Origin of the sequence: Janthinobacterium svalbardense (genome assembly GCF_002327145.1) — a bacterium.
Taxonomy (GTDB): Bacteria; Pseudomonadota; Gammaproteobacteria; order Burkholderiales; family Burkholderiaceae_D; genus Janthinobacterium; species Janthinobacterium tructae.
This window is the reverse complement of the sequence record NZ_CP023422.1, coordinates 3,507,144-3,522,167: the sequence shown is the minus strand read 5'-3', so window position 1 is coordinate 3,522,167 and position 15,024 is coordinate 3,507,144. Positions and strand designations below refer to the sequence as shown.

General features: G+C 64.3%; 14 protein-coding genes. 5 read left to right on the top strand and 9 right to left on the bottom strand.

All coding sequences use genetic code 11. The features are described 5' to 3' along the window. Positions 1-6 precede the first annotated feature (6 nt). From CNX70_RS15610 to CNX70_RS15600, 3 genes are read left to right on the top strand one after another with little or no spacing between them, the layout of a single operon-like run. Positions 7-1,005 (top strand): CobW family GTP-binding protein, encoded by a 999-nt coding sequence (locus CNX70_RS15610; protein WP_096235440.1) that lies wholly within the window; start codon positions 7-9, stop codon positions 1,003-1,005. After that, positions 1,002-1,790 (top strand): HoxN/HupN/NixA family nickel/cobalt transporter, encoded by a 789-nt coding sequence (locus CNX70_RS15605; RefSeq protein ID WP_096235439.1) that lies wholly within the window; start codon positions 1,002-1,004, stop codon positions 1,788-1,790. Before CNX70_RS15610 ends, CNX70_RS15605 begins: the two co-directional genes overlap by 4 nt. A 44-nt stretch (positions 1,791-1,834) precedes the next feature. Next, positions 1,835-2,350, top strand: coding sequence for a GNAT family N-acetyltransferase (locus tag CNX70_RS15600; RefSeq protein ID WP_096235438.1), 516 nt, complete (start codon positions 1,835-1,837; stop codon positions 2,348-2,350). A 13-nt stretch (positions 2,351-2,363) separates the two neighbouring features. Here the strand turns inward: CNX70_RS15600 and CNX70_RS15595 are convergent, their stop codons facing one another. The 9 genes from CNX70_RS15595 to CNX70_RS15555 all read right to left on the bottom strand — a co-directional run bounded on the left by CNX70_RS15595 (position 2,364) and on the right by CNX70_RS15555 (position 13,052). Then, on the bottom strand, positions 2,364-2,789 hold the full coding sequence (locus CNX70_RS15595; RefSeq protein ID WP_096235437.1) for a Fur family transcriptional regulator: 426 nt from the start codon (positions 2,787-2,789) through the stop codon (positions 2,364-2,366). 103 nt (positions 2,790-2,892) lie between these two features. Continuing rightward, positions 2,893-4,233, bottom strand: a complete 1,341-nt coding sequence (locus tag CNX70_RS15590; protein ID WP_096235436.1) for an alpha/beta hydrolase — start codon at positions 4,231-4,233, stop codon at positions 2,893-2,895. A 106-nt stretch (positions 4,234-4,339) separates the two neighbouring features. Next, the gene (locus CNX70_RS15585; RefSeq protein WP_096235435.1) at positions 4,340-5,218 is read right to left on the bottom strand and encodes a proteasome-type protease; all 879 of its coding nucleotides are present in this window, start codon (positions 5,216-5,218) and stop codon (positions 4,340-4,342) included. Between the two features lie 89 nt (positions 5,219-5,307). After that, the gene (locus CNX70_RS15580; RefSeq protein ID WP_096235434.1) at positions 5,308-6,117 is read right to left on the bottom strand and encodes a transglutaminase family protein; all 810 of its coding nucleotides are present in this window, start codon (positions 6,115-6,117) and stop codon (positions 5,308-5,310) included. Continuing rightward, on the bottom strand, positions 6,117-7,061 hold the full coding sequence (locus CNX70_RS15575) for an alpha-E domain-containing protein (RefSeq protein ID WP_096235433.1): 945 nt from the start codon (positions 7,059-7,061) through the stop codon (positions 6,117-6,119). The genes CNX70_RS15580 and CNX70_RS15575 overlap by 1 nt, the downstream gene beginning before the upstream one ends. Further along, entirely contained in the window at positions 7,055-8,509 is a 1,455-nt protein-coding gene (locus CNX70_RS15570) for a circularly permuted type 2 ATP-grasp protein (protein WP_096235432.1), read from the bottom strand. Before CNX70_RS15570 ends, CNX70_RS15575 begins: the two co-directional genes overlap by 7 nt. Positions 8,510-8,637: 128 nt before the next feature. After that, positions 8,638-9,795 carry a sensor histidine kinase gene (locus CNX70_RS15565; protein WP_096235431.1) on the bottom strand — a complete coding sequence of 386 codons (1,158 nt, stop codon included), beginning with the start codon at positions 9,793-9,795 and terminating at the stop codon, positions 8,638-8,640. A gap of 68 nt (positions 9,796-9,863) precedes the next feature. Then, the gene (locus CNX70_RS15560) at positions 9,864-10,739 is read right to left on the bottom strand and encodes a hypothetical protein (RefSeq protein ID WP_157751048.1); all 876 of its coding nucleotides are present in this window, start codon (positions 10,737-10,739) and stop codon (positions 9,864-9,866) included. Positions 10,740-10,841: 102 nt separating this feature from the next. Then, positions 10,842-13,052: a TonB-dependent receptor gene (locus tag CNX70_RS15555; RefSeq protein ID WP_096235429.1), complete on the bottom strand. Its 2,211-nt coding sequence runs from the start codon at positions 13,050-13,052 to the stop codon at positions 10,842-10,844. Positions 13,053-13,285: 233 nt separating this feature from the next. On the opposite strand from CNX70_RS15555, the gene CNX70_RS15550 reads away from it, so the two are divergent. Further along, positions 13,286-13,951, top strand: coding sequence for a hypothetical protein (locus CNX70_RS15550; protein WP_157751046.1), 666 nt, complete (start codon positions 13,286-13,288; stop codon positions 13,949-13,951). A gap of 113 nt (positions 13,952-14,064) precedes the next feature. Continuing rightward, positions 14,065-15,015: a 2-hydroxyacid dehydrogenase gene (locus CNX70_RS15545; RefSeq protein ID WP_096235427.1), complete on the top strand. Its 951-nt coding sequence runs from the start codon at positions 14,065-14,067 to the stop codon at positions 15,013-15,015. Positions 15,016-15,024: the final 9 nt, after the last annotated feature.

Below are 15,024 nucleotides of genomic sequence, written 5' to 3'. Positions count from 1 at the left end.
TACAATATGACAGAACTGATCCCCGTCACCATCATCACGGGTTTTCTCGGCAGCGGGAAAACCACCTTGCTCAAGCGCATATTGCAGGGCGACCACGGCGTGCGCATCGCCGTGATTGAAAATGAATTCGCCGCCGAAAGCATCGACCATGGCTTGCTGGTGCAGGATAGCGACGAGCAGATCGTGGAAATGAACAATGGCTGCATCTGCTGCAGCGTGCGGGGCGACCTGATCCGCATCTTGGGCGAGCTGCACGCGAAACGCGCAGCGGGCACGATCGCCTTCGACCACGTGATCATCGAAACGACGGGCCTGGCCGCACCTGGCCCCGTGGCACAAACCTTTTTTGCGGAGCCGTCAATCAGCGAGTTTTACATGCTCGACGCGATATTAACCGTGGTCGATGCGCGCCACGCGCAGCAGCAATTGACGGCGCACAGGGAAGCGCAGGAGCAGGTGGGCTTTGCCGACCGCATCCTGCTGTCGAAGACGGACCTGGTCAGCAAGGACGCGCTGGCCGCGCTGCGCCAGCGCCTGGTCGCCATGAATGGCCGCGCCAGCATACAGAAAGTAAGCTTCGGCAATGTGCCGCTGCGTGACATCCTGAACATACGCAGTTTCAATTTGAACGCCATCGTCGAGCTGGAGCCCGATTTCCTCGGAGAACTGGGCCACCGCCATGGGGACGGCGTGCAATCGTTCGTGTATCACCAGGCCCAGGCCCTCGATCTGCTGCAGGTGGAAAACTTCCTCGATGCCGTGGTGCAGCTGTTCGGCAGCCAGCTGATGCGCTACAAGGGCATTTTGTACGTTGCCGAGCTGCCATGCCGCGCCGTCTTCCAGGGCGTGCACATGCTGATGGGCTCGGAACTTGGCGCGGCGTGGCGTGATGATGAAACGCGCGCCAGCAAGATCATCTTCATCGGCCGCGACTTGCCGCAGGAAATGCTGATCCGCGGCCTGGACCGCTGCGTCGTGGACAGTCCGGCCAAGGTGGCGGCATGAGCGTGGAAGCGGGCGTGCCCGCCCTGGCGCTGATTTTCCTGCTCGGCATGCGGCATGGCCTGGAACCGGACCACCTGGCCGCCGTCGACGGTCTCACTTTGCGCAGCCAGGCCGCCCATGCGCGCTGGGCACCGTGGATGGGCGCGCTGTTTGCACTGGGGCATGGCGTCTGCGTGCTGGCCATCGTGGCCGTTGCCGCCATCGCATCGCAGCAATTTACGCCCTCGCCAAATCTGTTCGGCTGGCTGGAGTGGCTGCCCATCGCCTTGCTGTTGATGATTGCCGCCATGAATGCGCGCAGCTTGCTGGCTGGCGCGCAACTGGCCGAGGTGCGCAGCCGGCTGCTGCCTCGCTGGCTGCGGGGCGCTTCCGGGCCGCTGGGCGCCATCCTCGTCGGCATGCTGTTCGCGCTGGTGTTCGACACGGCCCTGCAGGCGGCGGCCTGGGGCTATGCTGCCGTGGCCCTGGGCGGCCTGGGGCCGGCCTTGCTCACGGGTACGGTGTTTGCCGTCGGCATGGGCGTGACGGATACCTTCGATGGCTGGGTCACGGCGAAAGTCATGCGCACCGGCAAGATTGACATCGTGCGGGCCTTCCGGCGCCGCCTGGGCTGGCCCATCGTCGCCATCTGCGTGGCCATGGCCGCCTGCATGGCCGCCGGCAAGCTGGACGCCGCCTGGTCGCTGCCGGAAAGCTGGATGGCGGCACTGGGTGGGGCCATGGTATTGCTGATGGCGGCCCTGTACGGCTGGACGTTGCATGGCTTGCGGCGCGTGCGTGCCTGAGACGGTGGCGTGGGTATAATGGAAAAAAACTCCCGAGTCCCTCCATGCCCGCACCCGATATCGTCATCCGCCTGCTGACGCCAGCCGACACCGCCGCCTTTTGCGCGCTGCGCTTGCGCGCCATCCTTGACTCGCCCAGCGCGTTTGCCTCCTCGCGCGAGGATGAACTGGCGCGCACACCGGAAGAACACGCGCAGCGCATCGCCGGCCCCATGCAGCGCGGCTTTGGCGCCTTCGATGGCGCACGTCTCGTGGGCTTTGCCGGCTTGCGGCGCGACCCGTTGCGCCAGCTGTGGCACAAGGCCTTGCTGTGGGGCGTCTTCGTCGATGCAGCGCAGCGGGGGAAAGGGGTGGCGCGGCGTCTCGTCAACGCCTGCATCGAACAGGCCGAGACGGACCCGGCCATCATGCAAGTGCATTTGAGCGTGAATGCGGAAAACAATGCCGCACGCCAACTGTATGAATCGCTGGGATTTATCGCGTATGGCACGGAACCGCGCTCGATGCGCGTCGGCGACTTGTTTTATGACGAACACCACCTGGCCTTGCTGCTCAAGTGATGTTTCGGGGGAATTATTTACAGCGCGGGCACAGGCCTTTGATCAGATAATCGACTTCGCCGCCGCTGAAACCTTCCGGCAAGCGCACGGGCGGAGGCAGCTTGACTTCATTGAAGCAGGTGACGTTCGCGCACTTGGTGCACTGGAAATGCGCGTGTTCGTGCGCCTGGTGGCCGGCGCCCGCGCTGAAGCGCCACACCTGGTCGGCGCCCGCGATGCGGTGCACGAGTTCATTTTCCGTCAGCCATTCCAGCACCCGGTACAGGGTGACGGAATCGATATCGCTGTCCTGCGATAGCGCTTGCTGGATTTCATGGTGGGTCAGCGAACGGCTCTGCGCCATTAAAAAGTCGAGCACCTTCACGCGCGTCTTGGTGACGCGGGCGTTGGTGTTACGGATCAGCGATTCGGCGTGCGGTGTAGAAGATGATGTCAACATGATAGGCCTGCTTGCGGGGGATCGGCTGGCGGCGTCATCGCCGTGCCCGTTGCCACCCTATGGGCCGTATCTTAGCATGCGTGCCGCACCGGATGAAACAGTGTCATGCTTTGAACGTCCAATAGCGGCCGGCCGGCGTATCGACGGGGTCGAGAAAGCGCTGGTCGGCGCGTGCCTGCTTGCGTATCAAGTAAAACATGTCGGACAGGGCCGAGCGCTTTTCCGCAAAGTAGGCGTGCTTCATGAAGCTGGTGTCGACCCCGGTGGCGTCGATGGTTTCCACGCCCGCCACGATCAGCATGCCGGCGCCGCTGTCGCCCGCGCGCGGGTAGCCGTGCACGGCTTTCGAGGCGGCCAGGGCCAGGTCTTGCGACGAAGCATACAAGGTGACGGGGTTGCGGGCGCCCGCCAGTTTGGGCGCGATATCGTGCTTGAAGATGGCAGCGTCGATATCGGGCGCGGACAGGATGAGCTCCGTGATCTTTTGCGCCAGCTGCGGCTGCGCGGCCAGCAAGTCGGCCACGGCCCGCGCCAGGCCGCGGCTGCCCATGCTGTGTCCGACCAGATACACTTGCGCCGCCTGCGTGCTGGCGAGAAAGTCGGCCAGAAATGCCGTGATGTGGGGCGTGCTCCATTCGATATTGTTTTCATCGATGGTGTAGCCGGCCAGGTCGCCGCGCGACGGCCAGCTGTAGAACACGGGCGCGCCGTCAAAGCCCAGATCGTAGGCCATTTGCCCAGTGCGCCGCGCCGCATCCTCGAAACTCACGTTATAGCCATGCACGAAGACAAACGCGCTCTTGCCAGCCGAGGCGCGGATCTGCGTCTTTAATGCGGCAAAGAAGTTGTCGCGGTCTTGCACCGTGGCGTCCAGCAGCACCACGTGCTTGGCCGGGTCGTCGCGAAATTCCAGGCGCCACAGCGACGGCGACTCCAGCTGGCCCATGCGGTGGTCGCGGGGAATACTGATGTCGCAGCTGCCATAGCTGAGCGGGCCATTACCGCCCATGCTGTTGCGTTCGCCGCTGAAGCGCCGGGCGGGCGGCTTGCCCACGTCGCGCTGGCGGTCCGTGGCGAAATACACTTTGACCACCGCATAATTGGAGACGACGGCGCTCTTGTCGGCTGGCGCGGGCATGGCTTCCACGTCGGGCGCCTGGATAAATGGCCGCTGCAGTGCATCGAGCAAGCATTGCGCGGCAAACAGGGTTGCCATGTCATTCGGCACGTTTGCCGTGGCCAGGGCGGCCGACAGGGCCAGTTGCAGCCGGGCATCGTCAGGCGCCGCTTCCAGCGCGGCGATGGCGGCCAGGATGTCTGACGCACTGTCGAACTTGGCGATGGCCTGCTTGAGCCTTTGATAGTGGCTGGCGACGGTTTCGGGCGCGTGGCCGGGCGCGCCTTGCCCGATGGCCGCCACCACAGCGGAAGTGATCAAGTCCATGTGCCACCTGCCTTTCAGGTCAATCTGGATTGAATGTCAACCCATCGCCATAAAAGCACGCGCAAGGCGATTTGTCCAGCGCCTTGCGCAGCGGTGGCGTCACCGGTCAATGCTGCTTGTCGTCGCTGAACTGCTGCGCCAGCGATTGCAGGGGCGCCACGGTCAGGCCGCCACGGCTCACGTGCTCGGGGATGGCCACGCGCACGGGCTTGCTGTGCATGTTGGCGGACGACAGCACGTTCGTGGTGGTCTCCGGCGCCGCATTCCATACGGGATCGACGATGCCTTCGAACACATGTTTCAATTGCTCGCCCCAGGTGTCGCGGATCATGCGGAAATACTGGTTCTTTTCATCGATGGTGACGAAGCGCGTGACGGCCAGGCTGCCCGTCTCGTAGACGAGCAAGTCGAGCGGCAAGCCGACGGAAATGTTCGAGCGCAAGGTCGAATCCATGGAAATGAGCGCGCACTTGGCCGCTTCGTCCAGGCGCGTGCCCGGGTTGATGACCCTGTCGATGATGGGCTTGCCATATTTGGCTTCACCGATCTGGAAATACGTGTTTTCATCGTGCGATTCGATGAAGTTACCGGCTGAATACACCTGGAACAAGCGGCAGCGCTCGGCGCCTATCTGCCCACCTAAAATGAAGCTGACATTGAAATCGATGCCGCAATCGGCTAGGGCCTTCGCTTCGCGCAGGTGCACGGTGCGCACGGCGTCACCCACGATACGCGCCGCATCGTACATGCTGGCCACGTTCCAGATGCTGCGGCCATCCGCATCCACGTGTTCCGAGACGATCTGGCGGATAGCTTGCGAGATCGACAGGTTGCCGGCCGTCATCAGCACCAGCATGCGGTCACCCGGGTTTTCGAACACGCTCATCTTGCGGAAGGTGCCCACCTGGTCCACGCCGGCGTTGGTGCGGGAGTCGGACAGGAAGACCAGCCCTTCGTTGAGGCGCATGCCTATGCAATAAGTCATCGTCGTAAATCAAGTCAAAGGGGGAAGCATTCTACACCAGCCGGGCCATGCCACCTGCTGGCAAGGCCCGGCCAGCCTCATTCTTGCCACTACACGGGCACGATCTGCACATCGACTCGTAAGGTTTCCGTGCCGCCACCCTGGCGCACGCCGCGCACGGGCGCCGCCGAATCGTAGTCGCGCCCGATGGCCAGGCGGCAATACGCGTCCGTCATCAGCCGCGCGTGGGTCACATCGATGCTGACCCAGCCCGCGAAATCCGCGTCTTCCGTCCAGGCATCGACCCAGGCATGGCTGGCCGCATGGCCCGTCGTGCCCGGATCGATATAGCCGGAGACATAGCGCGCCGGGATGCCCCAGGCGTGGCAACAGGCCAGGAACAGATGGGCATGGTCCTGGCACACGCCGCGCCCCAGGGCCAGCGCGTCGCCGGCCGTGGTGGTGACCATGGTGGCGCCGCTTTCATATGCCACCTTGCCGACGATGTGCTCGGCCAGGCGCAGCAAATGGCCGGTGCCTGCCGTGACGCGCTGGTCGGGCAGGCTGGCGGCCGCCAGTTCCAGAATAGCGGGGTTGGCCTGCGTCAGGGCCGTCGGCATGGTAAACAACAGCGGCGACAAGGTATCGATCAGGTTCAGGCGTCCCTTGTACGGGTAGATGGTGTCCACCACGCCGTGCGCGACCAGGCTCAGCGAATGATGGCTGCCATTGATGGTCAGCATGTGCGACAGATTGCCGTAGACATCCGTATAGGCGTGGCACTGGCCCGGCGTGGTGATTTGCCAGGAAAGGGCGCGCTGCTGCGGCTCGATACGCGGCGTCAGGTGCAGCTGCTGGATGGTGTAGGCCAGCGGCGCACTGTAGGCGTAATGGGTTTCGTGGCGGATAGTGAGCTGCATCAGGCCGCCAGGGGAACGAGGAAGTCGCGGCTGACCCGGTTGCCCAGTTCATAGATGTTTTCCAGAAATTGCGTCAATGTATGGTGCAAGCCAGCCTTCATGATGTCGTCGATATGGCCGAATTTCAGCTCCGCGTGCAGCTTGCCTGCGAAGCGCTCCGTATCGGCCGATACATCGTTGCGGATATGCTTCAGATTTTCCACCACGTCATCCATGCAGGCCAGCAAGGATCTGGGCATGTCGCCGCGCAGCATCAGCAGTTCCGCCACGCGTGCTGGCGTGATGACGTCGCGATACACCTTGCGGTAGATTTCAAAGCCGGACACCGAGCGCAGCAGGGCCGCCCAGTAGTAAAAGTCGCGCTGGGTGATGTCTTTCGAGGTGTCGCGCGCGCCGTGGAACTTCACGTCGAGGATGCGCGCCGTGTTGTCGGCCCGCTCCAGGAAGGTGCCCAGGCGAATGAAGTGGATCGCTTCGTCCTTGAGCATGGTGCCCAAAGTGACGCCACGCGACAGATGCGAGCGGTATTTGACCCATTCGAAGAAGGCGCTGGGGTCCGTTTCCAGCAGATTGCTGTTCAGGCGCTTCTGCATGTCGAGCCAGGTGGCGTTCTGGATTTCCCACACTTCCGTCGTCAGGGTGCCCCGCACGGCGCGGGCGTTTTCGCGCGCCCCCGTCAGGCAGGCGAGGATGGAGGACGGGTTGTTCGGGTCGCGCACCATGAAATCGAGCACGTCGCGCGTGTGGAAGCGGCCATATTGATGGTCATATGCGCTTTGCAGCTCGGAAATGCCCAGGGTGGCGCGCCAGCCCTGTTCCGCATCCTGCTCGGACTGGGGAAGCATCGACGTTTGCATGTTGACGTCGAGCATGCGCGCCGTGTTTTCCGCCCGCTCCGTGTAGCGGGCCATCCAGAACAAATGATCGGCGGTGCGGCTCAGCATGTTTTCTCTCCTGCAAAAGCGGATGTCTCTTCCAGTACCCAGGTATCCTTGGTGCCGCCCCCTTGCGAGGAGTTGACCACCAGCGAGCCTTCCCCGAGCGCCACGCGGGTCAGGCCGCCCGGCACCATGGAAATCGTCTTGCCGGACAGCACGAACGGGCGCAGATCGATGTGGCGCGGCGCGATGCCGGCATCCACATACGTGGGGCAGGCGGACAGGGCGAGGGTCGGCTGGGCGATGTAGCCGCCCGGATTGGCCAGCAGGCGCTGGCGGAAGTCCTCGATCTGCGCGGCGCTGGAGGCCGGCCCCACCAGCATGCCGTAGCCGCCCGCGCCATGCACTTCCTTGACGACGAGTTTTGCCAGGTTCGCCAGCACGTAGGACAAATCGGCACTCTTGCGGCACTGGTAGGTGGGCACGTTGTTGAGGATCGGCTCTTGCGACAGGTAGAATTTGATCATGTCGGGCACGAAGGGGTAAATCGACTTGTCGTCGGCCACGCCCGTACCGATGGCGTTCGCCAGGGTGACCCTGCCGGCGCGGTACACGGACAGCAGGCCAGGCACGCCCAGCGAGGAGTCCGAGCGGAAGGCCAGCGGATCGAGGAAATCGTCGTCGACGCGGCGATAAATCACGTCGACGCGCTTTGGCCCACGCGTGGTGCGCATGTAGACGGAGTTGTCGTTGACAAACAGATCCTTGCCTTCGACCAGTTCCACGCCCATTTGCTGGGCCAGAAACGCGTGCTCGAAGTAGGCGGAGTTGTACATGCCCGGCGTCATGACGACGACCGTCGGGTCATCCACGCCCATGGGCGCGACGGAGCGCAGGTTGTCGAGCAGCATGTCCGGGTAATGGTCGACGGGGGCGATGCGGTTGCGGGCAAACAGTTCCGGGAACAGCCGCATCATCATCTTGCGGTCTTCCAGCATGTAGGACACGCCGGACGGCACCCTTAAGTTATCTTCCAGCACATAGAACTCGCCCTTTCCCGCGCGCACGATATCAACGCCAGCGATGTGGGCGTAAATATCGGAGGCGACGGAAATGCCCTGCATTTCCGGGCGGTACTGGGCATTCTTGTAGATTTGCTCGGCGGGAATGATGCCCGCCTTGATGATGTTTTGCTCATGATAAATATCATGGAGGAACATGTTCAAGGCTTGCACGCGCTGCACCAGGCCCGTCTGCATCTGCGCCCACTCGGCAGCGGGGATGATGCGCGGGATGGTGTCGAACGGTATCAGGCGCTCCGTACCGGCATCGTCGCCATACACGGCGAAGGTGATGCCGACGCGGCGGAACGTCAGGTCGGCTTCGGCCCGCTTGCGGGCGATGGTCTCGGGTGATTGCTGCGCCAGCCAGTTGTCAAATTCACGATAGTGTTCACGTACCTTGCTGTCCGCTCCCACGTCATCCGCAGTCATTTCATTGAAAAAATTTGCCATGTTGTGATTTCCCTTGAGCCGTGTCTATGTATAGCTCAGCAGGAAGCGTGCCAGCGGGGCGGCCGCAGGAAGGTGTGAATATGACCATTTTTGTGGCGTCGCACCATCCTTCGCACCGCTTTGGTGCGCTAGCTGTCACTCTTGGGAGCGCCGGCGGGCGGGACGAACGGACGGCAATCGACGGGCACGTCGAAGATGAAGCTGGTGCCCGTTTCGGGTGCGCTGTCGACGGCGATGCTGCCGCCGTGGCTTTCGGCCACATTTTGCACGAAGGGAAGGCCGATGCCCCAGCCCGGCGCGGCGCTGTCGTTCTCGCGGCGCAGGTAGTCGAAGATGCGCTCGGCCTGTTCCGGCGCGATGGCGTGGCCGCCATTGTGCACGGTGAGGATCAGGCGTTCGTGCACGGCTTCCACGTGCACCTTGACGGGCGCGTCGTCGCCGTACTTGAGGGCATTGCTCAGCAGGTTTTCCAACGCGCGCCGCAGCGAGTTCTCGCACCACCAGCCGGTGACGGCTTGCCCGCTGACCTGGCATTTGCCGGGCCGCTGCAGGTTGACCTGGCCGGCCACAGCGTGCACCAGCGGCAGCACGTCGAACTGGCTCAGCGCCAGCGGCAGCTGCTGGCCCCGGTGGTAGCTGAGGCTATCGAGCAATTCCTCGATCATGCTGTCGAGCCGTTTGCTGTGCTCGGCAATCTTGTGCGCCAGCAAGACCACCCGTTCCGGGTCCGCCTGCCGCAGCAGCAACTGGGCGCTGGTGCTGATCACGGCCAGGGGATTGCGCATGTCGTGCGACAGGCCGGCCGCGATGCGGCGCCGGAAGCCTTCGTGCATGCTGGTAAATTCGCGTATCGATTCGCGGATGCCCACGTCGATCGAGGCATTGAGCACCTGCCAGTCCTTGCCGCGCAAGCTGATGCCGGACTCCTGCGCGACGGCGGCGAAGCAGTCACGGAAGATCTGGTATTCCTGGATCACCTGTTCCGGCCCGTAATTGGTCATGCGCGCCCGTTCATTGCCATGCACGGCGGGCACGTTGCTGTTGCTGGCGGCGTTTTCGCGCGGATGGCCCGGCGTGAGGGCTTCGGCCAGGTTGTCGAAAAAGGCGGGCAAGGTATTGATGAGTATGGGCGTGAGCAGCTGGTCGGCGCCGCGCACGCTGGCGCGCACGCGCTGTTCCCAGGCGCTGAGGACGGCGTCGCGCATGGCGCAGAGGCGCTGCGCGCGCTGCAGTGGGTGGCGCGCGCTGGCCTGGCTATCCGCCTGCTGATCCGTGGCAATTTTCACCTGAACTCCATGACAGGAATGGCTATGCTTGGAATAGTATGCGCCTAATCCGCCGCCAGGGAAACGCCTTATTGTCGAGTATCGGCCTGGCGCAGGGCCGCCTGCAGGCGGGAAAGCGAGGCTGACCAGTCGGCCAGCGAAAAGTTCTGGGGGTCGTCATGACCGTTCGCAAAGCCGGTATCGAGCACGGCGTGGAAGGCGGGGATCAGCCACGTGCCCTTGCGCACGCTGGCAGCGATGTAAAGCAGGGCCAGCCGGTCGTATTGCGCGGGCGTAAAGCCCGGATCGGGTGCCAGCCCGTCGTTGCCCTTGCCGCCAGCGGGTACGGAGTGGCGCGGCTGCACCAGCTCCACGTGCAGGAACAGACCCGTCAAAGATGGTTTGTCCTTTTCCAGCTTGCTGGCATAGCCGGGCGTGCCAAAGTCGCGCACGGCCAAGGAATCGCCGAGTCGGTTCACGTAGACATGGCCTTTCGGCCCGCCGCCCAGCGCCGGATTGCGCAAGTTGAAGTCGTTGAAGTCCCAGCTGGCGTCATTGATGTGGTCGGGAATGGATTCCGCCAGGAAATTCGGGTAGCTGGTGTCGTGGATGACGAAAAAGCGGGCCATGGGCGCCGCCAGCCGGCCCACGGCGCGCGACAGGGGCGCATCGACGGCGCCGCCCACGTCCGCCTCGGCTATGCCTTGCCCGGCCAGCCAGGCGCGCAGGCGGGCCGGGGCGATGCCCGTGCGCTGGCCGATGTGCTCGGCAAGAAAATCTGGTAGCGGCGCGCTGTCGCCCAGGCGCGCATACAGTTTCACCGGGCGCAGCAAACACGTGGCTTGCGCCCGCGCATCGCCCTTGAAGCCGCTCTTCCAGGCGGCATACGGGCAGGCGGTTTGCTTTTGGGCCGCGACCGGCAGGGATAGGAACAGCAAGAGCAGCAGGGCAGGTAGTCGTTTCATGCGGGCATTGTCGCCGAATCGGGCGTGCCGGCAGGCGCGCACGCGAAAAAAAAAGCTGCCCCGTTCATGGGACAGCTTTGGCACAGGCTGGCGGAGGCTGAGTTAGAAAGCCACGCTGCCCGACACGACAACGGTGCGCGGCGCGGCCAGCACCAGGCTGCCGGCGTCGAACGACGAGACGGCCGAGGCCCAGTAGCTGCGGTCGGCCACGTTGTCGATGCGCGCGCGCAAGGTCACGTCATGGCCGGCCACCTGCGTCAGGTAGCGCGCGCCGATGTCGAGGCGCGTCCACGATGGCAGTTGCTTGCTGTTGGCCAGGTCCGCATATTGCGTCGAGGTGTAGATGCTGCGGGCGTTCAGGCTCAGGCCAGGCGCGCCGGGCACGTCCCATTCGCCGCCCACGCTGAGCTGCGTTTTTGGCGCACCGATGGCGTCCTTGCCATTGTTGGCCGGCTTGTCCGTCTTGCGCTGCTCCGTATCGAGCCAGGTCAGGCCGCCCAGCAGGCGCACGCCCGCCATCGGCGTGCCGAAGACGGACAATTCCAGGCCCTGGTTGCGCTGTTCGCCCGACAGGGTAGCGCGCGAGCCTACGACGGCCGGCAAGGGCTTGGCCGTCGAAAACAGGGCGGCGCTCATGCCCAGCCTGCCACCGTCGTACTTGACGCCGATTTCCTTCTGCTTCGACTTGTATGGCGAGAATACCTCGCCCTTGTTGCTCAGTGGCACGTCGTTCTGGCCATCAAAGTAGGTACCGCTGGCAACGGGGCCCTTGACCAGCGCCTCGATGTAGTTGGCGTACAGCGACACGTTTTTGCTGGCCTTGTAGACGATGCCGGCCACTGGCGTGGTGGCGCTCTTGTCATAGCTCGAATACTGCACGGCCGTGCCATAGGCATACGCCGCGTCGCGGATCTGCTGGCGGCGCAGGCCCACGGTCAACAGCAACTGGTCGTCGAGGAAGGCCATGGTATCGGCCACGGCGTAGCTGTTGAGAACGGTTTTTTGCGTCAGGCGTGGATCGCTCATCACGCCGCCCGAGTTCGCGGGCAGGGTGGGTGGCATGGTCACGTCCAGTGGACGGTAGATATTCGTCGGCAGGCCCGCGTAATCGCTGATCGCATACGCATTCTTCGCCTCATTCCAATGGCCGGACCAGCTGGCCACCAGCGTGTGCCGGACGGCACCCGTAGTGAGCTTGCCGCGAATGCCCACCTCGCCCGTGCGGATTTCCTGCTTGCGCGCATTGTCGAATCGGTACACGCTGGCATCGCCATTGAGCGAGCTCAACGTTGGTTGGGCCAGGCTGTTCGATTCCTTCGTCGAACGGCTGCCAAACGCGGCCCAGGCCACTATATCTTTGGCAAGGTCCAATTCGGTGCGCGCCGTGCCGAACACATCGTGCTCCTTCGAATAGCTCCACGGCTGGGCAAAGTTCTTAGCCGCATCGGGCGCGCCAGGCAAGGCGGTCAAGCTGCCGGTATTGACGGAAGGGCGCGGCGCCGTCAGATCGAAATTCTGGTAGCCGGCGTCGGCCGACAGGCGATAGCTGCGGCCGCGGTAGTCGAGACCGACGGAGAACATACCCACGTCGTGGTCTTCGCGCTGGATGCCGGTCTCACCCTGGCGCTTGGCGACGTTGACGCGCACGCCAAATTCCTGCTTGTCGCCGAAGCGGCGCGCCACGTCGATGGCCGCATAGGCGTGGCCGCCCGATTCCACGCCCAGCGTCAATTCCGTCAACGGCGCATTGCCGGCGCGCTTGGGCATCAGGTTGATGGCGCCACCGATGCCGCTGCCGCCCGGCGCCGCACCGTTGAGGAAGGCGCTGGCGCCACGGAACACTTCCACGCGCTCGAGCAGTTCCGGCGATACGTATTGGCGTGGCAAGACGCCGTACAGGCCGTTGTACGCCACATCATCGGAATCGAGAGCGAAGCCGCGGATCACATACACTTCCTGGAAATTGCCATAGCCACGCGACATGCGCACGGCCGGATCGCTCTGCAGCAAGTCGCCCACGCTGCGCGCTTGTTGGTCGGCAATAAATTGCTGCGTGTAACTGGTGCTGCCGAATGGCGAGTCCATCATGTCCACGGCACCGAGTATGCCCATGCGTCCGCCGCGCGCCACCTGGCCACCCGCATACGCTTTCGACAAGCCTTCTGCCGACGCATCGGCCGAGGCATGCACGAGCACCGTGGGCATGGTTTGCGCGGCGCTGTCTGCCGGCGTGGTCTGGGCATGGGCGGCGCTGCTGGCCAGCAGGAAGGCGGCCAGGGCGAACGGGGTAGGGACGAGGCGGAAGGTGCGCATGGAGTTATCCGGATATTAATGAGAATGATTATCATTATATTCCAGCGCGGCGCGGTGCGTGGGAAAGTGTGAGAATGTTGAAAAAAAGTCGCCATTCGTACAACACGCGGCGAGCCAGGGCACTGGAATCTGCCGAAAAAAGGCGCGTCAGACGATACCTTGTGGATTTATCAATGCTTGTCGGACCATTTCGCTAGAATGGGCCGTCGCGCCCGGCGCCCACAGGAAACTGCATGCCATTGCTCCGCCATCTACCCGCCTCCATGCGCCTGCAGGGGGGCTTGAGCTTGAGAAGCGCGGCCGTCGCGCTGATCCTGGCCATGCACGCGCTGGGCCTGTACTTCCTCTTGCTGCCAGCGCGGCAGCTCAAGCAATACACGGAAGTGGCCTTCATGACCCTGCTGCCGTCCCGGCCGCCGCAGACGCCGCCGATGGCCTTGCCGTTGCCCATGCCGCCTCCCTTGCCGCGCGCGCGGGCCAGTGTGCCGCCTGTCATCCTTGCGCCACCGGCCGTGGCTGCGGAAGCCATCACGGCTCCCGCCGAGGATTTCCCCAGCGCGCCCGCCACGGCGCCATCCACAGCGGACCTGCGCACGCGCGCCCGGCTGGCGGCGGGGGCCGCCGACAAGGCCCTGCGTGGCGAACTGAAACAAGACAAGCCTTGGCTGGCCGCAGCCGACCTGAAGAGCGAAAGCAGCTTCCAGAAACTGGTCGCCTCCGCCTGGCGCGGCGGCCCGATCCTCCGCGTGGAGGAATACCTGACGGCCGATGGCCGGCCCGCCACACGCGTCGTCAGCGCCGTCGGCGCCACGTGCTATGGCCTGGATGCGAACCCGGGCGCGGGCGCCGATCCGTTCAAGACGGGCGGCAAGGTCAAACGCGTGCCTTGCCCGGGCTAAAGACCGCGCGCAGGGCAGGGTTTTAAGGGTGTTAACGGGGGATGTTATCCCCGCCTGGGCGTCAAATATGCTAAGTTGCGTCTGCAATTCATGTGACACGACCCAGGACGCCCATGCCACCCGAACTCCTCATTCTCGCCCCCAGTCCCTCGGCTGCCGTCAACGCGCAGCTGGAGCAGCAATACACCTGCCATCACGCCTGGCAAGTGCCGGCGGACGAGCGCCACGCCTGGCTGGCCGAGCGGGCGCCGGCCATCCGCGCCGTCGTCACGACGGGCGCGCTGGGCTTGAATGCCAGCGACATGGCCTTGCTGCCGCATCTGGAAATCATCGCCGTCAACGGCGTCGGCCTCGACGGCGTGGCGCTCGACCAGGCGCGTGAACGGGGCATCGCCGTCACCACCACGCCGAACGTGCTGACCGATGACGTGGCCGACCTGGCACTGGCCTTGCTGCTGGCCAGCGCGCGGCACATCGTGGCGCTCGACCGTTACCTGCGCGACGGCGGCTGGGAACGCCGCGAAGCGATCGCGCCAGCCTCCAGCCTGCGTGGCAAGACGGCCGGCATCTTCGGCTTCGGCCAGATCGGCCAGGCCATCGCGCTGCGCCTGGCCGCCTTCGGTGTCCACGTCCGCTACTTCCAGCCGCGCGCCATCACGGGCACAGACGTGCCGCGTGCGCAATCCTTGCTGGCCCTGGCGCAGGACAGCGATTACCTCTTTGTTTGCGCGCCGGGCACGCCGGCCACGCGCCAGAGCATCGACCGCAGCGTGCTCGACGCGCTCGGCCCGCAAGGCACCTTGATCAATATTGCCCGTGGCGCGCTGATCGACGAAGATGCCCTGATCGCCGCCTTGCAGGATGGCCACCTGGGCGCGGCCGCTCTCGACGTATTCGCCGACGAGCCGCGCGTGCCGCCCGCCTTGCGCGCCTTGCCAAACGTGGTGCTGACGCCCCACGTGGGCAGCCTGACCGTGGAAACACGCCATGCGATGGGGCAACTGGTGGTCGATAACCTGGCCGCGCACTTTGCCGGCCTGCCGCTGCGCACCCCTGTGCCCTGACGCTGCACC